The 19415-nt window shown below is 66.1% G+C and carries 21 protein-coding genes and 1 pseudogene; 12 read left to right on the top strand and 10 right to left on the bottom strand.

Annotated features, from left to right (window positions below; translation table 11 throughout):
* Window positions 1-263: 263 nt before the first annotated feature.
* A complete protein-coding gene (sciP, locus tag DYI37_RS15575; RefSeq protein WP_116684171.1) occupies window positions 264-554 on the bottom strand; it encodes a CtrA inhibitor SciP in 291 nt (96 codons plus the stop codon).
* A gap of 289 nt (window positions 555-843) precedes the next feature.
* Between sciP and mnmA the strand changes: the two genes are divergently transcribed.
* The 4 genes from mnmA to DYI37_RS15555 all read left to right on the top strand — a co-directional run bounded on the left by mnmA (window position 844) and on the right by DYI37_RS15555 (window position 4415).
* Entirely contained in the window at window positions 844-2016 is a 1173-nt protein-coding gene (mnmA, locus tag DYI37_RS15570; RefSeq protein ID WP_199520174.1) for a tRNA 2-thiouridine(34) synthase MnmA, read from the top strand.
* A gap of 181 nt (window positions 2017-2197) precedes the next feature.
* Entirely contained in the window at window positions 2198-3142 is a 945-nt protein-coding gene (locus DYI37_RS15565; RefSeq protein WP_158555191.1) for a DUF547 domain-containing protein, read from the top strand.
* A gap of 235 nt (window positions 3143-3377) precedes the next feature.
* Window positions 3378-3503 (top strand): type B 50S ribosomal protein L36, encoded by a 126-nt coding sequence (gene ykgO / locus DYI37_RS15560; protein ID WP_083590251.1) that lies wholly within the window; start codon window positions 3378-3380, stop codon window positions 3501-3503.
* 99 nt (window positions 3504-3602) lie between these two features.
* Entirely contained in the window at window positions 3603-4415 is an 813-nt protein-coding gene (locus tag DYI37_RS15555) for a tetratricopeptide repeat protein (RefSeq protein ID WP_245413951.1), read from the top strand.
* 126 nt (window positions 4416-4541) lie between these two features.
* Here DYI37_RS15555 and DYI37_RS15550 read toward each other — a convergent pair whose 3' ends face one another.
* From DYI37_RS15550 to DYI37_RS15540, 3 genes are all read right to left on the bottom strand, one after another.
* Entirely contained in the window at window positions 4542-5831 is a 1290-nt protein-coding gene (locus tag DYI37_RS15550) for an NAD(P)/FAD-dependent oxidoreductase (protein WP_116684169.1), read from the bottom strand.
* Between the two features lie 4 nt (window positions 5832-5835).
* Window positions 5836-6003 (bottom strand): DUF3096 domain-containing protein, encoded by a 168-nt coding sequence (locus tag DYI37_RS15545; RefSeq protein WP_245413950.1) that lies wholly within the window; start codon window positions 6001-6003, stop codon window positions 5836-5838.
* Between the two features lie 129 nt (window positions 6004-6132).
* On the bottom strand, window positions 6133-6558 hold the full coding sequence (locus DYI37_RS15540; RefSeq protein WP_116684167.1) for a secondary thiamine-phosphate synthase enzyme YjbQ: 426 nt from the start codon (window positions 6556-6558) through the stop codon (window positions 6133-6135).
* Window positions 6559-6763: 205 nt separating this feature from the next.
* Between DYI37_RS15540 and DYI37_RS15535 the strand changes: the two genes are divergently transcribed.
* From DYI37_RS15535 to DYI37_RS15525, 3 genes are all read left to right on the top strand, one after another.
* On the top strand, window positions 6764-7744 hold the full coding sequence (locus tag DYI37_RS15535) for an alpha/beta hydrolase (RefSeq protein WP_116684166.1): 981 nt from the start codon (window positions 6764-6766) through the stop codon (window positions 7742-7744).
* 155 nt (window positions 7745-7899) lie between these two features.
* A complete protein-coding gene (locus DYI37_RS15530) occupies window positions 7900-8733 on the top strand; it encodes a L,D-transpeptidase (protein ID WP_116684165.1) in 834 nt (277 codons plus the stop codon).
* 119 nt (window positions 8734-8852) lie between these two features.
* A complete protein-coding gene (locus DYI37_RS15525; protein WP_342634946.1) occupies window positions 8853-9539 on the top strand; it encodes a L,D-transpeptidase in 687 nt (228 codons plus the stop codon).
* Window positions 9540-9664: 125 nt separating this feature from the next.
* On the opposite strand, the gene DYI37_RS15520 is transcribed toward DYI37_RS15525, so the two are convergent.
* The 6 genes from DYI37_RS15520 to flhA form a co-directional block, all read right to left on the bottom strand.
* A complete protein-coding gene (locus DYI37_RS15520; protein WP_116684164.1) occupies window positions 9665-10129 on the bottom strand; it encodes a hypothetical protein in 465 nt (154 codons plus the stop codon).
* Window positions 10126-10479 carry a flagellar protein FlgN gene (locus DYI37_RS15515; protein ID WP_116684163.1) on the bottom strand — a complete coding sequence of 118 codons (354 nt, stop codon included), beginning with the start codon at window positions 10477-10479 and terminating at the stop codon, window positions 10126-10128. Before DYI37_RS15515 ends, DYI37_RS15520 begins: the two co-directional genes overlap by 4 nt.
* A gap of 22 nt (window positions 10480-10501) precedes the next feature.
* Window positions 10502-10906 carry a rod-binding protein gene (locus DYI37_RS15510; protein ID WP_116684162.1) on the bottom strand — a complete coding sequence of 135 codons (405 nt, stop codon included), beginning with the start codon at window positions 10904-10906 and terminating at the stop codon, window positions 10502-10504.
* Between the two features lie 61 nt (window positions 10907-10967).
* Window positions 10968-11375 carry a hypothetical protein gene (locus DYI37_RS15505; protein WP_116684161.1) on the bottom strand — a complete coding sequence of 136 codons (408 nt, stop codon included), beginning with the start codon at window positions 11373-11375 and terminating at the stop codon, window positions 10968-10970.
* Complete coding sequence (locus tag DYI37_RS15500; protein WP_116684160.1) at window positions 11372-12124, bottom strand: flagellar biosynthetic protein FliR; 753 nt, start codon at window positions 12122-12124, stop codon at window positions 11372-11374. Before DYI37_RS15500 ends, DYI37_RS15505 begins: the two co-directional genes overlap by 4 nt.
* Window positions 12121-14220, bottom strand: coding sequence for a flagellar biosynthesis protein FlhA (gene flhA, locus DYI37_RS15495; protein WP_245413958.1), 2100 nt, complete (start codon window positions 14218-14220; stop codon window positions 12121-12123). The genes DYI37_RS15500 and flhA overlap by 4 nt, the downstream gene beginning before the upstream one ends.
* 407 nt (window positions 14221-14627) lie before the next feature.
* Here flhA and pqqA point away from each other — a divergent pair, with 407 nt between their 5' ends.
* The 5 genes and pseudogenes from pqqA to DYI37_RS15465 all read left to right on the top strand — a co-directional run bounded on the left by pqqA (window position 14628) and on the right by DYI37_RS15465 (window position 19373).
* On the top strand, window positions 14628-14711 hold the full coding sequence (gene pqqA / locus DYI37_RS20585) for a pyrroloquinoline quinone precursor peptide PqqA (RefSeq protein WP_199520178.1): 84 nt from the start codon (window positions 14628-14630) through the stop codon (window positions 14709-14711).
* A 45-nt stretch (window positions 14712-14756) separates the two neighbouring features.
* Window positions 14757-15677 carry a pyrroloquinoline quinone biosynthesis protein PqqB gene (pqqB, locus tag DYI37_RS15485; RefSeq protein WP_116684231.1) on the top strand — a complete coding sequence of 307 codons (921 nt, stop codon included), beginning with the start codon at window positions 14757-14759 and terminating at the stop codon, window positions 15675-15677.
* Window positions 15674-16704 (top strand): annotated as a pseudogene (gene pqqC, locus DYI37_RS15480) (pyrroloquinoline-quinone synthase PqqC). Before pqqB ends, pqqC begins: the two are co-directional and overlap by 4 nt.
* Window positions 16701-17846, top strand: a complete 1146-nt coding sequence (pqqE, locus tag DYI37_RS15470) for a pyrroloquinoline quinone biosynthesis protein PqqE (protein WP_116684157.1) — start codon at window positions 16701-16703, stop codon at window positions 17844-17846. The pseudogene pqqC and the gene pqqE overlap by 4 nt, the downstream one beginning before the upstream one ends.
* A gap of 210 nt (window positions 17847-18056) precedes the next feature.
* Window positions 18057-19373 carry a PQQ-dependent sugar dehydrogenase gene (locus DYI37_RS15465; protein WP_425365056.1) on the top strand — a complete coding sequence of 439 codons (1317 nt, stop codon included), beginning with the start codon at window positions 18057-18059 and terminating at the stop codon, window positions 19371-19373.
* The last annotated feature ends 42 nt before the right edge of the window (window positions 19374-19415 follow it).

Raw genomic sequence — 19415 nt, 5'->3', positions numbered from 1 at the left:
AGCCGGTCCGCAGGACCGCCGAAGACCGATGTTTTTCGGGAGGGGCCGCGGCGCATGTCGCGGCCTTTTCCATTTCAAAGCCCTTCCTCTCAAGAGCTTCGGGCTGTCGCGCCTGTCCGGGACCACGCCCGTCCGCCAGGTTTGCCCCGAAAGATGTCGCGAGGCCGAAAGCAATGTCCGCGTCCCGGCGCTCGAACGAGAAAGGCCGGCGCGAGGGCCGGCCTTTTTTAAATGGCGGGGAAGCCCTACGCTTCCCGGATGGTTCAGTGGAAGTCGTTCTTGCTACGATATTCCTGGATCTGCGTCGTGCGCAGCCCTGCAAGGCCGTGCTGATCGATCGACATCTGCCAGGACAGGAACTCCTCGACCGTCAGCGTGTACTTGCTGCAGGCTTCGTCCAAACTCAGGAGGCCACCGCGAACGGCCGCCACCACTTCCGCCTTGCGGCGAATGACCCAGCGTCTGGTATTGCCCGGCGGAAGGTCCGCCAGCGTCAGCGGCGACCCATCGGGGCCGATGACGTATTTTATTCTTGATCTAACCTGATCGGCCATTGGACTCTCTACTCTACACAGCGACCCAATCGAGACCGAAGTTAGCCAGCGCATCCTAAGAAAGCGTCAAGCCCGGCGTAAGCTTTCGTTGACGCTTCGCCTCTGGTGAACGCACGCCTTCGATTTTGCTTCGCATTGTCGGAAATGTCCGGCGAGGAGAGCCCGGAAGGCGGCCCGCAGCGCCTCTCCTGAGAGCCGGCGGAGCCTTGGCTTTGCGCAGGACGGGCAAAGCACATAGATAGAAGCGTCCGACCCCTCGTTGAAAAGCCGGCGGAGCGCCCGCACCCCCATGACCCAGACCCTGAACAGCCTCGATCTTCCCAAGGCTCCGGAGGATACCCGCGTCATCGTCGCCATGTCCGGCGGGGTCGACTCGTCCGTCTGCGCCGCGCTCCTGAAGGAAGAGGGCTACGACGTCGTGGGCATCACGCTGCAGCTCTACGATGCGGGCGACACGCCGGCCCGGGCCGGCGCCTGCTGTGCCGGTCAGGACATCCGCGATGCCCGGCGGGTCTGCGACATGCTGTCCATCCCCCATTACGTTCTCGACTACGAGGAGAACTTCCGCGAGGCGGTGATCGACCCCTTCGCCGATGCCTATGTGGCCGGCGAGACGCCGATCCCCTGCGTCGCCTGCAATCAGACGGTGAAGTTCCGCGATCTCCTGAAGACGGCGATGGATCTCGGTGCCGATGCCTTGGCGACCGGCCACTATATCGAGAGCCGGGCGAACGGCGCCCATCGCAGCCTTCACCGCCCGTTCGATCTCGACCGCGACCAGAGCTACTTCCTGTATGGCACGACCCAGGCCCAGGTCGACTTCCTGCGCTTTCCCCTCGCCCGCCTCACCAAGGACGAGACCCGGGCGATCGCGGCGCGGCACGGGCTCGCGATCGCTTCGAAGCCGGACAGCCAGGACATCTGCTTCGTTCCGGCCGGGCGCTATTCCGATCTCGTGCGCAAGCTGCGCCCGGAAGCCGGCGATCCGGGCGAGATCGTCCATGTGGACGGCCGGGTTCTCGGCGCCCATGAGGGGATCATCCACTTCACCATCGGCCAGCGTCGGGGTCTGGGGGTTGCGACCGGGGATCCGCTCTATGTCGTGCGGCTCGATCCTGAGACCCGCCGCGTGATCGTCGGCCCGCGTTCGGCGCTTGCGACGAGAGCCGTGCGGCTCCGCGACGTGAACTGGCTCGGCACCCGGTCTCCCGAGGCCTACATGGCCGATGGCGGCGACCTCTTCGTGAAGCTGCGCTCGACGCGGCCTCCGAGCCCCGCGCGGATCGCGTTCGATTCGGACGAGGGCTGGCGGGTGGATCTTCTCGCCGCCGAATACGGTGTTGCCCGGGGCCAGGCCTGCGTCTTCTACGCGGGCGAAGGCGCGGGGGCCGAAGTTCTCGGCGGCGGCGTCATCGCGGGGTCGGTCGAGGCCGGCGAAGCCCGTCTGGCGGCCGCGGAGTAGCGCGGGAGGCAACTGCCTTCCGGCCGTTCGCCGCGAAACCTGCGGGCTCTTCATTCGTAGCTTCGTTCAGGACGCGCCGCAGCCTCCCTGCCTGCCCGGGCCGAAGAGGGGAAGCGACGGCGCGAAGGCGAGACCCAAGGACCGAGGATCCCGAGCCATGTCGCAATGCCCGAGCCGCCGGATGACAGATGACGGGCGATCAGCCCGAAAGACCACTTTCGGCGCCCTCCTCCTCGGCGCGGCGCTTCTCGCACCGTCCATGCCGGGCGCCGCCTTCGAGGCCAAACCTTTCGATGCGGCATCGCTCAACGACCGGGCGGACGCCAGGGTCGCAGAGACCTTTGCCGGCAATGCCGAAAACGCGACGATCGATCTCGACTGGCAGCCCTATCGGCAGTTTCTTGAGCGCTACGTGGTCGACGATCCCGAAGGCCTCAACCGCGTGCGCTATTCGGACGTGAGCGCCGAGGACCACCAGGGCCTCAAGGACATGATCGCGGCCTGGGCGAGGACCGATGTGGCGGCGCTGACGGCGGCCCAGAAATTCGCCTTCTTCACCAATCTCTACAACGCGCTCACCCTCGACGTGGTGCTGGATCATTATCCGGTGAAGACGATCCGCGACATCAAGCCCGAGGAGGACGCCGAGAAGGGCCTCTTCGCCTCGCTTTCGGACGCCTTCACCATCGGCCCCTGGTCCAGCGACCTCGTCACCATCCATGGCACGGGGCTATCGCTCGACGAGATCGAGCATTCCATCCTGCGCCCCATGGGCGACGAGCGGGTGCATTACGCGGTGAACTGCGCCTCGATCGGCTGCCCCGATCTCAAGGCGACGCCCTGGACCGCCGAGACCCTCGACGAGGATCTCGACGAGGCCGCAAAAGGCTACATCAATTCCGATCGCGGGCTCTTTCGCTCGGGATCGGGCGCCCTTCTCGCCTCGAAGATCTTCGACTGGTATGCCGGCGACTTCGGCGGGGCGGGCGCGATCACGGCCTATATGAAACCCTATGCGAGCGGCGAGCGGGCCGAATGGCTGGCCGAGCCGGATGCCTCGATCTCGGGCTATCGCTACGACTGGTCGCTCAACGATGCGACCGAGGATCGGGCCGCAGCGAACTGACGGGCCTTCGCCGGCATTTCTCGCAACCGGCTTCGCCGTGATCGTCGAGCGCCTATGAGGGGGCCGGAGGCCGGATTTGCGACCTGCCATCCGATCCGTTGACAAAACCGGCTTTGCTGGCTACATCGCTCGTCAACATATTCGAATGGACGAGCGCGTCTTATGGCGCGTTTTTTGTTTGAGCGGCGGCAGGCATCTTCGATCCCGTCGCATGAAGAGACGTCTGGAGATCGCCATGAAGATCAAGAACTCGCTGAAATCCCTCAAGGGTCGTCACCGCGCCAACCGCATGGTTCGCCGCAAGGGCCGTATCTACATCATCAACAAGGAAGCCCCGCGCTTCAAGGCCCGCCAGGGCTGAAGCCCGGCGCCTGAGAGGACACGCGGTCGCATAGCCTGCCGCGTGCCTCACGGTATTTTCAGTTTGACGGCTCTCACGAGGTCGGTAATCTCCGGCCTCATGAGAGCCGTTTTTCGTCATGTCACCGCCCTTCTCGTCCTGGGCGCCGCAGGCCTCGGGCTTCAGGCCCTGCCGGCCGGCGCGCAGGAGCCCGGCGACCGGTCGGTCATCGATCCCGATTCCGGACCGCCCGGCACGATGCCGCAGGTGCCCCTGCCGCCCGATCTTTCGCCCGGCGAGGAAGGCCCGATGGTACGCCCGGCGCCCGATGGCGATCTCGACGTGCCGCCCGAGGCCTTCGGCGGACCGCTGAGCGAAGAGAACGAACCGGCGGATGGCACGGCTCCCGGCGCGGCCCCTTCGACCGATCTCGCGGAACCGGGGGAGGCTGGGCCCAGGACCCTCGACGATCTCTTCGCCGAACTGCGCAAGGTCTCCAAGGAAACGGATGCCAAGCGGATCGCGCGCCAGATCCAGCGGCGCTGGCAGGACAGCGGCAGCGCGACGGTCGATCTTCTGATGGGCCGCGCGACCCAGGCCATGGGACACGAACAGGGCGAGACGGCCTTCGATCTCCTCGATCAGGTCCTGGTTCTCGATCCCGATTATGCCGAAGCCTGGAACCGCAGGGCGACCGCCCATTTCGGCAGCGGCGACTACGGCAAGTCGATCTCCGATATCGAGCAGACCCTCGCGCGCGAACCGCGACACTGGGGAGCGCTCATGGGGCTCGCCCTGATCCTGGAGCGCACCGACCGCGAGGAGGACGCGCTCACGGTCTATTCGCGGGTTCTCGAGGTCTATCCCGCCCTCAAATCGGCGCAGGACGCCGTCGGCCGCCTGTCGGAGGATCTCACGGGACCTGCGATCTGATCGCTCCCGCACCGTGTATCGAGAGCCTTGGACCCGATCTCGAAACCGGGTCCGAGGCTCCGCGTCCTCGACGAGACATCTGACGATCCGAAAGCCGGACCCGATTTGTCGTCCGATTCTCCCGCCTCATCCGTGCAGCTTGAGCGCCGGGCCTTTGGTGGGCGAGATCGCGTCGGCGAAGATGGCGACGGTCCCGAGAAGATAGCCGAGCACCGCCCATTGGTGGCGGCGCTGGATGCTGTGATAGGCCGCCGTCGCGAACTGGCCGCGAACGAGAAGATCCTGCTTCGAACGAAAGAGGTTGATGCTGCCGACCGAGCCTCCGCTCGCAAACGAGAGCAGCCGTCCCTGGTCGTTGAACTCGAACTGGCCGGGCCTGCCGCCCGCGACCGCCTCCGGTATCGCTTTTGCGAGATAGGCGGCCTGCTGGCTGGCGCACTGGGCGGTGGGCGGCAGGGGATCTGAATCGGGCGACGGCCTGAAGCTCGCCGCATCCCCCATCACGTAGATGCGCTCGTCGTTCGGCACCTTGAGGCAGGGATCGACGACGATGCGCTGCTTCTTGTCCATCTCGAAATCGCACAGGTCCTTCAGGCACGGATTGCCGACGAGCCCGGCCGCCCAGACCGCGATATCCGTCGGCCAGCGCTCGCCATCCTCGGCAAGGACCGCCTCGGCCTCGATGCCGGCGATCTTGGCGCCCGAGCGGGTCGCGATGTCGAGCGTGCCGAGCCGTTCGAGGACCGCACGGCGCAACTCGGACGATGCGCCAGGCATGATCTCGGGCGCGGCCTCGAGGATGAGGATGTCGAGCAGTCTCTGGTCGCGGCTGAGAACCGCTTCGGTGATGAACCCGCGCTCGGCCATGCGCAGATGGGCGGCGAGTTCCGTTCCGGTCGCGCCCGAGCCGATGATGGAGATGCGCGCCGGCTCCCCCGTCTCGCGCGCCTTCAGAAGCGAGGCGACGAAGCGGTCGCGGAAGATCTCCGCATCCTCCTTCCGGTCGAGCCGGATCGCGTATTCCTTGACGCCCTCGGTGCCGAAGTCTGGCGTGACACCGCCGAGCGCGATCACCAGGCGATCATAGGGAATGCTGCGCCCGGGTCCCTCGATCGCGCCGTCATGGCTCGTCACGGGTGCGAGGCGCACGGTCTGCGCCTTCCGGTCGATGGTCGTGACGCAGCCCTGCTCGAAGCGGAAGCCGCGCTTGGCGGCGAGGAGGTAGAAGCTCATCTCCGACAGCGTCGAGCTCACCGTGCCGGCGGCAAATTCGTGCAGACGCGGCTTCCAGATATGGGTGCCGCAGACATCGACCAGCGTGACGTCGAGCCCGCTCTTCTCGGACAGGGCGCAGACGAGTTCGAGCCCGCCTGCCCCGCCGCCGAGAACGACGATCCGTTCGCGTGAGCGCGCCATCGGCCTAGCTCACGGATCCGGAGGTCAATTGGGCGATGAGATCGGGAAACAGCCCCGTCAGCCCGATGAAGATCAGATAGAGCGCCACGATGTAGCTGAGAAGACGCGGAATGATGAGGATGAGAATGCCGGCGACGAGCGCGACGATCGGCTGAAGGGTGATGATTTCCACGAAAAGACCTTTCGCAAACCGGTTCGGGATCGGGCGAACCAACGGCATCGATATAGAGCGCTTCGCAGGACTGTCGCGCCGGTGGCCGGACGATCCTTGAGCCGGCCCCGCAGGCGGTCGTGCCCCCTCTCAGCCGGCGAGTTCGCCGATGAAATTAACGACGACCTCGCGCCGGTGCGGGCGCGCCCGGTGTTCGGCGAGATAGATGCCCTGCCAGGTTCCGAGCATCATGCGGCCCCTGTCGAAGGGAACCTGGAGGTCGGTGCCGGTCAGCATGGTCTTGATATGGGCCGGCATGTCGTCGGGGCCCTCGATCGTGTGGACATAGTCCCCGCCTTCGGGCGCGAGCCGGTCGAGGGCTGCGAGAAGGTCGTGCCGGACATCGGGATCGGCGTTTTCCTGGATCGTGAGGGAGGCCGAGGTGTGCCGAATGAAGAGGGTGACGAGGCCTTTGACGGCACCGGCGGCCTCAAGTTCTGAGGCAACCTGCCGCGTGATGTCGGTCAGTCCGCGCCCGCGTGTCTCCACCGTGAGGGTCCCGATATGATGCTGCATGCGAACTCCTGCGAAGGCTGCTCGGACACGGGGCGAGGCATGACGCGTGGCCGGCGCACCGCGCGCCTCCTGCCCCCAGGGCCGGATGCGCGGCCCGCTCCTCTTCCAAACTGGCCGCGCGAAGGCCGAGGTCTAGTTCCAGCCTCGTGCGGGCACCTCCCGTCCCGCAGCCCCGCAAGCCCGATGCCGACGAACAGGTCACGCCATGCCGGTCTCACTCCCCATCGATCCATCCGCCTTCGACCCGGCCCGCATCCCGGCCGATCTCGCGAGGCTCAACGAGCACCTGCGGGCCGAGCACGCCAAGCGCCCGGACACCTGGTCCATGCCGATCGATGTCGTTCGCAAGGCGCGCCTCGAGGGCAAGGGGATCTTTCCCTTTCGCGATCCAGACCCCGATGCCGAGACGATCGCGATCGAGGGCGGTGACGGCAGGCGGATCGAACTGCGTGTCCTGAGGCCGAGGACCCGGGAGGCGCGCGGCACCTTCCTTCACATCCACGGCGGCGGCTGGGTGTTCGGCAATGCCGCCGAGAACGATCAGCGCCTTCGAAGGCTTGCCGAGGCGACCGGCCTCGTCACCGTCTCCGTCGAATACCGGCTCGCCCCCGAACACCCCTTCCCCGCCGCCGGCGACGACTGCTTCGAGGCCGCGCTCTTCGTCTCTGCCGGCAAGGTCGACGGCGCTCCGACACGCATGCTCGCCATCGGCGGCGAATCGGCCGGCGCCCATCTGGCGAGCCTCACCCTGTTGAGGCTGCGCGACGAGACCGGACGCCAGCCCTTCGCCGCAGCCCTCCTCGTCGCCGGCTGCTACGATCTGTCGATGACGCCGAGCGTCGCCAATTTCGGGGAGGAGCGTCTGGTGCTCAACACCCGCGACGTGAAGACCTTCGCCTCCCTCGCAATACCCGACGAGAGCCGCATCGCCGATCCCGTGAACTCTCCGCTCAACGCCGATCTCGCCGGCCTGCCGCCGGCCTACTTCTCCTGCGGCACGAAGGATCTTCTCCTCGACGATACGCTCTTCATGGCCATGCGCTGGGCGGCGGCGGGAAATCCGTGCGAGCTCGTCCTCACCAATGGCGGCTGCCACGTCTTCGAGGTGTTCGGAACGGCGAGCGGCGAGGCCTCGCTCGCCCGGGCCGAGGCCTTTCTCAATCAGGAGATCGCCAGGATCCCGTGACCTGAGGCAGGAGGCCTGAGAGCCCGCGGCGCAAAGAAGTATTAACCCTTCGTGACGATGAACCCGGCAGCTTTAAGTTTTCGCATCGAAAATCGAGTCACGTTCGACCCATCCGGCCGGCCGATCAAGCCGGCCCGTTCAAAGGGATCGTTCGCATGCTCCGTCGAACTTCGAAACTCTCGGGCCTCCTCGCCGCAGTCGTCCTTGCGGCCTCGGGTGCCAGTCTCACCATGCCGGCCGAGGCCGGCCAGCGCTATGTCGGACACCAGCCCGTCGAGGTGCCCGCCCATGTGAGGGCGGAGTGGCTGCGCCAGCTGCAGCACGCACCGCGCGTGAACGCGGCGGGCGTCGTCTTCGCCCGTCCCGCTCCCGGTGTCGCGGTGCGCACGCAGGCGCGGACCATCTTCTCACCCTACCCCTTCGGCCAGCCGCCGGTGGCCGAGCCGCGTTATCACCGCGCCGCTCCGCCGCCGCCCGTGCCGCCGGTCGCCCATTACGCACCGCGGCGCGAAGTGGTGCGCTCCGCCGGCATCAGCCCCGAATATCTTCCCCAGCGCGTCGCCTACGCGACCAGCCAGAAGCCGGGGACCATCGTCGTCGATACGCGAGCCCGCTTCCTCTACCACGTCCAGCCGGGCGGCATGGCCATGCGCTACGGCGTCGGCGTCGGCAAGGAGGGCTTTTCCTGGCGCGGCACCCACAACATCACGGCCAAGAAGCAGTGGCCGGGCTGGACGCCGCCCAAGGAGATGATCGCCCGCGAGCGCAAGAAGGGCCGCATCCTGCCCGCCCACATGCCGGGCGGCGAGGCCAACCCGCTGGGCGCGCGCGCCCTCTATCTCGGCTCCACCCTCTATCGCATCCACGGCACCAACCAGCCCTGGACCATCGGACAGGCCGTCTCCTCGGGCTGCATCCGCATGCGCAACGAGGATGTGGAAGCGCTCTACGAGAATGTCGGCGTCGGCACCAAGGTCGTCGTTCTCTAGGGGACACCGCACCCCCGCAGAGCACGGCATCCGCCCCCGCCTTCGGGCCGAGGGCGGCGCCCTTTGGAAAGCACCTCAAGGACCGGGCGACCCGGTCGCTCATCGTTTGGAGAAACCCCATGAGAACTCATGCGAAATGGCTCGCCGGGGCCGCCGTCTGCGCGGTGATGGCCCTGTCCTCGACCGGGGCCGTCATGGCGCAGGAACGGGTCTACAACTACGCGTCCGGAACCTGGGAATCGGCCGACAACCCGCGCGTCATGCAGCGGCTGATCAAGCAGCAGCGCCGGCCGGATGCCCGCTTCAACCGGGCCGAGGTGCGGATCGAGACGCGCGAGCGACCCGGAACGATCATCGTCGATTCCCGCTCGCGCTATCTCTATCTCGTCGGCGCGAACGGGCGGGCCACCCGCTACGGCGTCGGGGTCGGCAAGGAGGGCTTCGGCTGGTCGGGCGCCATGTCCGTGCAGCGCAAGGCCGAGTGGCCGAGCTGGGTGCCGCCGAAGGAGATGGTCGCGCGCGAGCGCCGCAAGGGCCACATCCTGCCTGCCCGCATGGAGGGCGGCCCGAACAATCCGCTCGGCGCGCGCGCCCTCTACCTCTATCGCGACGGGCGCGACTCCCTGTTCCGCATCCATGGCACGAACCAGCCCTGGACCATCGGCAAGCGCCTCTCCTCCGGGTGCATCCGCATGATGAACGAGGACGTGGCCGATCTCTACGCGCGGGTGCCGCGTGGCACCAAGGTGGTCGTCATCGGACCGGAGGGCCAGGGAGGACGCGGCGTCTATCGCGATCTCGGCTGATCGCGGACCCGACCGGCTCGCATTCGAGAATCGAAAGAAAGGCCCGGGACGCGAAGCGTTCCGGGCCATTTCGTCGTGGAAGCGAAGATCTGCCGGTCGCCGCGCGCGGGCGCCATGCGGGCCGGTCAGGTTCCCGAGCGCACCTGGCCCTTCGCGATGTAGTCGAACTGCTGGATCAGCACCTCGTGGATCATCGTATCGCCGTAGCGTTCGTTGACGGCGGTCTTGATGGCACCGAGGAGGCTCGGAAGATCGTAGCGGGCCGGATTGTCGAAGTCGAAATCCTCGCTCGCATAGAGCCGGCGGAAGGCCGCATCGAGGACGAAGGGCTCGGGCGGCACGGCCAGCTTGTCGGCCACCGTGCCGTCGATGGTGTAGACGAAGCGGGCGATGATGTAGCCCTTGATCTTCTCGTCGGCGATCATCGGCACCGTGATCGGATTGGTCGAGCGGTAGTCGAGGCCGGCGTAATAGGTCGGCTCCTTCTCCTCCTCGTGCGCCTCGCCGCCCCCCGTCATGGACATGGCGACGTAGCTCGAGCCGAGGGCGACGAGAACGGCCCATATGCCCACAGCGAGGAGCTTGATCACCGGATGCGTCCTGCAAATTCGGGCCGGCTGGAATAGGTGCCGTCGGATTCGGCGTCCTCGATGGCCTTCGCCATGACACCGGAGACCTCGTGGCTCGCCTTCACATGGCGGGCAAGGATCGACTGGTTCGTCTGAAGGGCATCACGCAGGAGCGCGAGGCGCGTGCGCGTCTCCGCGTCCAGGCTTTCGGCCGGCACGCCGCGCGCAAGGCGCGACAGTTCCAGAAGCGACTGGTTCTTGCGGCCCGTCGTCTCCATCAGATCGATGGCGAGGCCGTTCTCCAGCGCATGGGTCTCACGGGCAAGGACGGCCTCCAGACGATCGAAGGCGTTCGAAAATGCGGTCTGCATCAGCTGTTTCCGTCTCGGGGTTTCAAGGTTTTCCGATCCCGGCGAGCATGGCGCCGAAGCGTGTGCGGGCGCTTTCGCCCGCCTGTGCCTTCGTCTCGGCCGCGGTCTGCGGCTCCATCGCGCGATCGGCCGAGATCATGTCGGCGATGCCGATGCCGCCGTCGCGGGCGAGCTGCTCGCCCAGCTGCTCGGCCATCATCGAGCGCCAGATATTGCCGGCGGTGCCGCCGCCGAAGAAATTGGAGGCCTCGGAGGGCAGCATCTCCTCGACGAAGCTGCGCAGCGCGAAGGCCTCGAATTCCTGGGCCGGCGCCAGCTTGTCGACCTCGTGCTTGACGAGCGCAGAGGAGCGCGGCGCCGGTCCGACGTCTTTGCCGCTCGCCTCGGGGCGCACGGCGGCGGTCCCTGCGATGGGTGCGATCGTCATGGCGGACGGCTCCTCCTTTAGTCTCGAAAGGTCCGGTTCGCCTCAATCTAGAGGGGCCGGCTTATCCGAGACTGTTGGCGAGCCGCGCGAGGAAGCTCTCCACATGGCTTTCGAGGGCTGCCGCCTCCACATCGCTCGCCGCCTCCCGGCTCGCCGCCTTCATCCGCCGCTCGATGCCCTTTTCCTGCAGCCGCACTTCGGCAAGGCGCGCCTCGCCGAGCTTCTGCTCCTCCTCGTTGCGGCGGCGCTCCACGTCGTTGCGCCGCAGCGACTTCACCTTGGCCTCCACGAAGAGGCCGTGCAGCCGATGCTCGGGGTCGAGACTGTCGAGGATCTCGCGATCGGAGCGGTCGATCTCGTCGTGCTTCTGCTTGAGCTGGGCGAGCGCCCATTCCTCGATCTGCCGCTTCTGGGCCTGAACCTTCAGAACCCGCTCGAGGCGCTTCTTCTTCCTTGCGGCATCGCTCATCCGGCCAGCACCCAGTCCTCGAAGGCGTTCATGAAGATGATGAGGAAGTCGCCGACCACATAGCCGAACAGGAAGAGGCCGCCGGCCAGAACGAAGGGAAGGGAGATGAAGTAGATCGGGATCTGCGGCGTCAGCTTGTTGGCGAGGCCGACGGCGAAGTTGACGATGACGGCGTAGAGGACGAAGGGGCTCGCGATGCGCAGGCACAGCACGAAGGCGAGATCCAGATTGTCGGTGAGGCTGATGAGGCTCGGCTGGATGCCGAAGCCGGCCGAAGCCGGCATCGCGGTGTAGGAGGCGACGAGGGCCCGGGCGATCTCGGCATGCAGATTGGTCACGAAGATGAGGACGGTCGCCGTCAGCGTGATCATGGTGCCGATCACCGGATCGGGCGCGTCCTCGTAGACCGGCCCCATCTGCTGGCCCATGCCGACGGCATTGGCGACCACATGGCCGAAGAAGGACAGGGCGATCAGGAAGCTTCGGCCGAGAAGGCCGATGAAGAAGCCGATCATGATCTCCGAGATCATCAGCTTCAGTCGCACCGCGTCGCTCGCGCCCTCGACGAGCGGCCGAAGCACCGGCAGAAGCACCGGCGCCAAAGCGAGCGAGATCGCGAAGGCGAGGAACAGGCGGATCTGGGGCGGGATGCGATTCGAGGAGAAGCCGGGCAGGAGCATCAGGCAGGTCCCGATCCGGCAGAACACCAGGAACAGGGCGAAGACGATGGTCGAGGCGGCGTCGCTCACGAGATCGAGCCGATGGTCTTCAGGTCGACGCCCCGGGCGATCTCCACATGGCTGAGGACCGGCAGGTTGACGAAGATCCGCTCGATCATCATCCGCACATAGGGGCGGGCATCGGGCGCGGCGACGAGGGCGAAGACCTCGCCCTGGTCCATCTTGTCGCGAATGATCTTGGTCGCCTCCTGGGCGAACTGCTCGACGAGGCGCGGATCGATGTCGAACTCCACCACATCGCCCTTGGCATCGCGCTTCAGCGCCTGATGGAAGGCGAGATCCCACTGATTGCCGAGGCGCAGGACCGAAAGCGTGCCGTTGTGCAGAAGGTCGCCGCAGATCTGCTGGGCCATGCGCATGCGCACGTGCTCGACGATCTGTTCGGATCGCCGGACATGGGGCGCGATCTCCGCGATCGCCTCGAGGATGAGGTTGAGATTGCGGATGGAGACCCGTTCGGCAAGGAGCAGCTTCAGCACCGCCTGGAGTCCCGAATAGGACATGTGGGCGGGGATGATCTCCTCGATGAGGCGCTTGTATTCCGGCTCCAGCCGGTCGACCAGCGCGCGCATGTCCTTGTAGGACAGAAGCTGGGCGAGGTTGTTGCGCAGGATCTCCGACAGGTGGGTGAGGACGATCGTCAGGGTGTCGATCGGCTGGTGGCCCTGGCGGCGCACCTCGGAGGCGAAGCTCTCCGAGATCCAGGCGGCCTTCATGCCGAAGGCCGGCTCCTTGGTGAGATCGTGCGGGACTTCCGGCGCCGGCGTCTCGCCGAGGACGATCATCAGCTCGCCGATCCGCATCTCCTGGGTGGCGACGGTGGTTCCGTGGACCTTGATCTCGTAGCTCTTCGGACCGATCGCCAGATCGTCGGACAGCTTGATCTCGGGAACGACGAAGCCGTAGCGCGAGGCGAAGCGGCGGCGCATCTTCTGGACCCGGTGGCCGAGTTCGTCGCGCTGGAGCATCAGCGATGCCGACATCTGCTTGCCGAGCACGAGTTCGATCTCGACGATCTTGAGGCTCTCCTTGACCGAATTCTTCTCGCTCTGGGCGGCCGCCGCCTGCTGGGCCGTCTCCTCGGCATCCTCCTTCGCCTTCTCCTCGGCCCGCTTCTTCGGAATGACGTAGGCGACGAAGGCGAGCATCAGGCCGAGGGCCGAGAACGGCACGAAGGGCAGGCCCGGGAGGATCGCGAGGATCATCATCAGTCCGGCCGAGACCGAGAGGGCGAGCGGATATTTTCCGAGCTGGCCGACGACGGCGAGCTGGGCAGCGCCGCGCGTGCCGCCCTTGGAGACAAGGAGACCGGCCGCCAGCGAGATGATGAGGGCGGGGATTTGGCTGACGAGGCCGTCGCCGACCGACAGCTTGGTGAAGACGTCGGCGGCCGAGGCGGCATCCATGCCGTGGCGCAGGATGCCGATGCAGATGCCGCCGAAGATGTTGACGGCGGTGATGATGAGACCGGCGATCGCATCGCCGCGCACGAATTTGGAGGCACCGTCCATGGCGCCGAAGAAGGAGGATTCCTCCTCCAGTTCCTTGCGCCGCGACTGGGCCTCCTTCTCGTTGATGAGGCCGGCCGAAAGATCGGCGTCGATCGCCATCTGCTTGCCGGGGATCGCATCGAGGGTGAAGCGCGCGCCGACTTCCGCGATACGGGTCGCGCCCTTGGTGATCACCATGAAGTTGACGATGATCAGGATGGCGAAGACCACGAGGCCGATGAAGAAGTCGCCGCCCATGACGAAGTTCGAGAAGCCGCCGATCACGTGACCGGCCGCATTCACGCCCTCATGACCCTGGGACAGGATCACGCGGGTCGTCGCGATGTTGAGCGACAGGCGCAGCATCGTGGCGAGCAGGAGAACGGTTGGAAAGGCGGAGAATTCGAGGGGCTTCTCGATCCAGAGGGCCACCATCAGGATGAGGATCGAGAGAGCCACCGACAGAGCGAGGCCCATGTCGATCAGGATCGGCGGGATCGGAATGAAGAGGACCGTCAGGACGAAGACGATCGCGATCGCAAAGCCGATCTCGCGCCCGCCCTTGGTGCCGTTCGCGCCCTTGGATCCGATGGCGCCGACCGGCGCACTCTTCATGATGTCGATCGCCATGGCTGCGCCCCCGCTCGGTTCCCGGAAAGCCGGTCGGATCGGGTCCGTGCGGGCCGGCCGCACCCATCGTCGCGGTGCCGAGGCCGGTCCGTTAAGGATCCGTTAAGGGCTTATCCGTCCTGCAGCTTGCGCAGGGATGAAGAGCGCCGCGAGCGGGTCCGGTCCGTCCCGTGCCGTACCGCCCCATGCCTTGGAGCGTGCGGGATCCGTGGTGGATCAGCTGCCGGCAGAGACAACCCGCAGCACGTCTGGGACTTTTTCCCATTCTATAGGAGAATTACACTCACGCGTGAACGACCCTTCACCAAATGTCCGGGATTTGCTATGTAAGGTCCGGCTGGGCACTGCCGTAGCAAACGTCGGTAGACCCGACACAACCATATCTTGGGAGAATGAACATGGCCTGGAACAAGCCCGTCATCACCGAAGTCTGCGTCGCGATGGAAATCAACGGCTATATGCCGATCGAATTCTAAGACTTGCAGACCGACTTCGATAGCCGTGGGCGGGGGAAACCCCGCCTGCGGCTTTTGGTTCTTGGGGCGGCTGCGGGAGGCGGCTTTCCCCAATGGAACTGTCTCTGCGAGACCTGTCGCCTCTTTTGGGAGGGAGACGAGAGGGTTCGCGCCAGCACGCAGTCGTCCATCGCCGTCACGGCCGATGACGAGAACTGGCTTCTCCTCAACGCATCCCCGGATCTGCGCCAGCAGATCGTCGATCGCGCGGCCATGCGCCCGAGCGCGACCGCGAAGGCCCGTGCCGGCGCCCTGCGCTCCTCGCCGATCGCCTCCGTCCTCATCACCAATGGCGATGTCGACCATACCGCAGGTCTCCTGACGATCCGCGAGAAGCAGAACTTCACCCTTTATGCCACGGGCGGCGTCCACGACATCATCGCCGCCAATCCGGTGTTTCAGGTCCTCGATCCCGATCACGTGACGAAGACCCGCATCGTGCCGGGCTCGCCCTTCGAACCGGTTCCGGGCCTTACCGCTGAACTCTTCTCCGTTCCCGGCAAGGTGCCGCTTTATCTGGAGACCGGCACCGTGGATGTGGGCGAGGAGAGCGAGATGACGGTCGGCGTCAGGCTCAGCGCCCACGGGCGGACGATCTACTACATTCCCGGATGCGCCCATGTGCCGGACAGCCTGAAGGAGCGCGTGGCCGGCGCCGACGCGCTTCTCTTCGACGGCACGGTCTTCGTGGACGAGGAGATGAAGGAGGCCGGCGTCGGCGTGAAGACCGGGCGCCGCATGGGCCATATGCCGATCTCGGGCGAAGGGGGAAGTCTCTCCATTTTCGACGATGCGAAGATCGGCCGACGGGTCTATATTCACATCAACAACACCAATCCGATCTGGATCGACGGATCGGAGGCAAAGAAGACAGTCGAAGCGGCCGGGTGGGAGGTCGCCTATGACGGGATGGACCTCAGCCTATGACCGAGATGCTTTCCAAGGCCGACCTCGAAGCCCGTCTGCGTGAGATCGGGCGCACGCGCTATCATTCGAACCATCCGTTCCAGATCATGCTCCAGGAGGGCCGGCTGTCGAAGCCGCAGGTCCAGGCCTGGGCGCTCAACCGCTATTATTACCAGTCGATGATCCCGGTGAAGGATGCCCATATCCTCGCCCGCCTCGGCAGCGTGGAGCTGCGCCGGGAATGGCGCGAGCGCATCATCGACCATGACGGCACCGAGACCGAGCGCGGCGGCATCGTCAAGTGGATCGCGCTCGCGGAAGGCGTGGGGCTCGACCGGGATTATGTGATGTCCGGCAAGGGCATCCTGCCGGCGACGCGCTTTTCCGTCGACGCCTATGTGAATTTCGTGCGCGACCGCACGCTCCTTGAGGCCATCGCCTCTTCGCTGACCGAACTCTTCTCCCCGAACGTCATCGGCGTGCGCACCAAGGGCATGCTGGAGCACTACGATTTCATCACCCCCGAGACCCTGGCCTATTTCGACAAGCGGCCGGTCCAGGCCAAGCGCGACAGCGATTTCGCCCTCACCTACTGCCTCGAAAACGCTCGGCGCCCAGAAGAGCAGCAGGCCGTGATCGACGCCCTCACCTTCAAGTGTCAGGTGCTCTGGACGCAGCTCGACGCCCTTCACCACGCCTATGTGGAACCGCGCCACCTGCCCTTCGACGCATGGGCACCGGACGCCGCCCAGGCGACGAAGGCGGCGTGATGGGCGAGCTTCCCGACGCCACCGTCCCCAAACTGCCCCACGGCGTGAGGTTTCGTGCCGACAAGGCGCGGGGCGGCCATATCCTCGTCGGCCCCGAGCGCATCTTCAACATCGACGGGGTCTCCGTGGAGATCCTGAAGCGCGTCGACGGGCAGACCGACATCGCCGGCATCGTCGCCGATCTCGCGAGCGTCTTCACCGCCGAGCCGGCCGTGATCCGTCCCGATGTGGAAGCCTTCCTGATCGACCTGCGCGACAAGCAGATGGTGACCCTATGAGCGAGACCCTTCTCGACGATCGCCCCCGCCCTTCGAGCGCGCCGAAACCGAAGCCGCAGCCGCCCATCGGCCTCCTCGCCGAACTCACCCATCGCTGCCCGCTGCGCTGCACCTACTGCTCGAACCCGATCGAACTCGAAAGCCGCTCGGCCGAGCTCGACACCGAGACCTGGAAGCGCGTCTTCAGCGAGGCCGCCGATCTCGGCGTGATCCATCTCCACCTGTCGGGCGGAGAGCCCTGCTCTCGCAAGGACATCGTGGAACTGACGCGGCATGCGGCCGAGGTCGGGCTCTACACCAATCTCATCACCTCCGGCGTCGGCGTGAAGGAAAGCCAGCTCGACGCCCTGTTCGAGGCGGGCTGCGACCACATCCAGCTCTCCATGCAAGGGGCCGACGAGGAGATCACCGTCGCGGTCGCCGGCATGAAGGGCGCCTTCGAGCGCAAGCAGGAATTTGCCCGTCAGGTGGTCGCCCGCGGCTTCCCCCTCACCCTCAATTCCGTGATCCATCGCCAGAACATCCATCAGGTTCCGGTGATGATCGAGAAGGCGGTGGAGTTCGGCGCCAAGCGCATCGAGATCGCCCATACCCAGTATTATGGCTGGGCGCTGCGCAACCGGGCCCATCTCATGCCGACCAAGGCGGATGTCGACCGCACCATCGAGCAGGTGGAGGAAGCACGCGAGCGCCTGAAGGGCGTGCTCGTCATCGACGCCGTCTTCCCGGACTATTACGCGAAATATCCCAAGCTCTGTAACGGTGGCTGGGGCACGCGCACGCTCTCCGTCACGCCGTCCGGCAAGGTTCTGCCCTGCCATGCGGCCGAGACGATCGAGCATCTCGACTTCTGGTCCGTGCGCGACCATTCCCTCGCCGATGTCTGGGATCATGGCCCCGCCTTCGAAGCCTATCGCGGCACGGACTGGATGCAGGAGCCCTGCCGCTCCTGCGAGCGCAAGCATATCGATTACGGAGGCTGCCGATGCCAGGCGCTCGCGCTCGTCGGGGATGCGAGCGCCACGGACCCGGCCTGCGTGAAGTCGCCCCATCACGACCGGATGGGCGATCTCGCACGCTCCGAGTCGGCCTTCGCGCCCGATCCCGACAAGGTGAGCTATCGTCTGATCGGCGCGGCCTGATACCCCCCAGGCCGTCAATCCTCTGACGCGCCCGCGGGTGTTCCGCCCCGGAACGCGAAAACACCTTTCGATCGCAGGGAGTTGAGCGGAAGGGGCATGGACGTGAAGAGCACGCCCCTGCCTCTATCGCACCGCCCGCCCATCTTCATCGGGACGCGAACAGCGGGACATGTCGAGCCCGCGCGACGATGGAGATCTTCCACGATGAGAATGACCCGCCTTCTGGCCGGTAGCGCCCTCTCCCTGTTGCTGATGGCCGGCGGCACCGCGCTCGCCCAGAATTCCGGCGCCTCCACCGGCGACAGCTCGCCGCTCGATCATGTCGAGGGCGAAGTGCCCGCCACCGGTGGTGACGACGCCCCGGCCGGCGGACAGCCTGTCGAGGACGGAGAGGCCAACGCCCCCGATCAGCAGCCAGCTTTCGAGGGCCAGACGCGCGCGGCCCAGCCTGAAAACCCGGTCGAGGTCTCGACCGAGGTGATCGCCGAGGGCCTGCCGCAGCTTTGGTCGATGGAATTCCTGCCCGATAACCGCATGCTCGTCGCGACCAAGGCCGGCGACATGCACATCCTCTCGCAGGACGGCGAGCCGGGCCCGGCCATCGAGGGCGTGCCCGAGGTCATGTCCGAAGGCCAGGGCGGCCTTCTCGACATCGCGCTCGCACCCGATTTCGAGCAGTCGAACACGATCTACTTCTCCTTCTCCGAGCCGCGCGAGGACGGCAACGGCACCTCCGTCGCCAAGGCCACCCTGACGGAGAGCGGCGAGAACGGCGGCGCGCTCGATAATGTCGAGGTCATCTTCCAGCAGATGCCGAGCTATGACGGCGACAAGCATTTCGGCTCGCGCCTGGTGTTCTCGCCCGAGGGCCATCTCTTCGTGACCGTCGGCGAGCGCTCCGATACGCCGATCCGCGACGAGGCGCAGGACCTCACCTCGGGCCTCGGCAAGGTCTTCCGCATCGATCCCGCGACGGGCGAGGCGATCGAGGACAATCCGTTCTACGGCCATGCCAAGATCCAGCCGGAGATCTTCTCCTACGGCCACCGTAACCTCCAGTCCGCGGCCCTCGACGCCGAGGGCCGGTTGTGGACCGTCGAGCACGGCCCGGCGGGCGGCGACGAGCTCAACCGCCCGGAAAGCGGCATCAATTACGGCTGGCCGGCGATCACCTACGGCGTCGCCTATTCCGGCGAGGAGATCGGCCCGGGCCGCACCGCCCAGGAAGGCATGGCCCAGCCGGTCTATTACTGGGACCCGGTGATCGGCCCCTCGGGCATGGCGCTCTATCAGGGCGACCAGTTCCCGGACTGGCAGGACGCCATGATCATCGGCGGCCTCGTGACGGAGGGTCTCGTCGTCGTGCGCCTCGACGATGCGGGAGAGCGTGTCGCAACCGAGGAGCGCATCCCGCTCGGCGAGCGCATCCGCGACGTGAAGGTCGGATCGGACGGCGCGATCTATGCCGTCTCCGAAATTCCCGATTCCGATGCCTCGACCATCATCAAGGTGACGGCCGCCGAGTAAAGGCGCCCTCAAAATCATGGTGCACGAACGAAAGGGGCGGCT

Source organism: Fulvimarina endophytica, assembly GCF_003403015.1.
In the GTDB taxonomy this organism is placed as follows: Bacteria; Pseudomonadota; Alphaproteobacteria; order Rhizobiales; family Rhizobiaceae; genus Fulvimarina; species Fulvimarina endophytica.
Note: the sequence above shows the minus strand (reverse complement) of the source record. Positions and strands in the feature narration are given on the sequence as shown.

Coding starts and splice junctions, on each gene's coding strand:
- DYI37_RS15525 (WP_342634946.1), top strand. CDS start 8,853: ATGAGAACTCATGCGAAATGGCTCGCCGGGGCCGCCGTCTGCGCGGTG.
- DYI37_RS15510 (WP_116684162.1), bottom strand. CDS start 10,906: ATGACGATCGCACCCATCGCAGGGACCGCCGCCGTGCGCCCCGAGGCG.
- flhA (WP_245413958.1), bottom strand. CDS start 14,220: ATGAAGAGTGCGCCGGTCGGCGCCATCGGATCCAAGGGCGCGAACGGC.
- DYI37_RS15540 (WP_116684167.1), bottom strand. CDS start 6,558: ATGCAGCATCATATCGGGACCCTCACGGTGGAGACACGCGGGCGCGGA.
- pqqE (WP_116684157.1), top strand. CDS start 16,701: ATGAGCGAGACCCTTCTCGACGATCGCCCCCGCCCTTCGAGCGCGCCG.
- pqqA (WP_199520178.1), top strand. CDS start 14,628: ATGAACATGGCCTGGAACAAGCCCGTCATCACCGAAGTCTGCGTCGCG.
- DYI37_RS15555 (WP_245413951.1), top strand. CDS start 3,603: ATGAGAGCCGTTTTTCGTCATGTCACCGCCCTTCTCGTCCTGGGCGCC.
- DYI37_RS15565 (WP_158555191.1), top strand. CDS start 2,198: ATGACAGATGACGGGCGATCAGCCCGAAAGACCACTTTCGGCGCCCTC.
- mnmA (WP_199520174.1), top strand. CDS start 844: ATGACCCAGACCCTGAACAGCCTCGATCTTCCCAAGGCTCCGGAGGAT.
- DYI37_RS15465 (WP_425365056.1), top strand. CDS start 18,057: ATGACCCGCCTTCTGGCCGGTAGCGCCCTCTCCCTGTTGCTGATGGCC.
- DYI37_RS15505 (WP_116684161.1), bottom strand. CDS start 11,375: ATGAGCGATGCCGCAAGGAAGAAGAAGCGCCTCGAGCGGGTTCTGAAG.
- DYI37_RS15550 (WP_116684169.1), bottom strand. CDS start 5,831: ATGGCGCGCTCACGCGAACGGATCGTCGTTCTCGGCGGCGGGGCAGGC.
- DYI37_RS15535 (WP_116684166.1), top strand. CDS start 6,764: ATGCCGGTCTCACTCCCCATCGATCCATCCGCCTTCGACCCGGCCCGC.
- sciP (WP_116684171.1), bottom strand. CDS start 554: ATGGCCGATCAGGTTAGATCAAGAATAAAATACGTCATCGGCCCCGAT.
- ykgO (WP_083590251.1), top strand. CDS start 3,378: ATGAAGATCAAGAACTCGCTGAAATCCCTCAAGGGTCGTCACCGCGCC.
- DYI37_RS15530 (WP_116684165.1), top strand. CDS start 7,900: ATGCTCCGTCGAACTTCGAAACTCTCGGGCCTCCTCGCCGCAGTCGTC.
- DYI37_RS15515 (WP_116684163.1), bottom strand. CDS start 10,479: ATGCAGACCGCATTTTCGAACGCCTTCGATCGTCTGGAGGCCGTCCTT.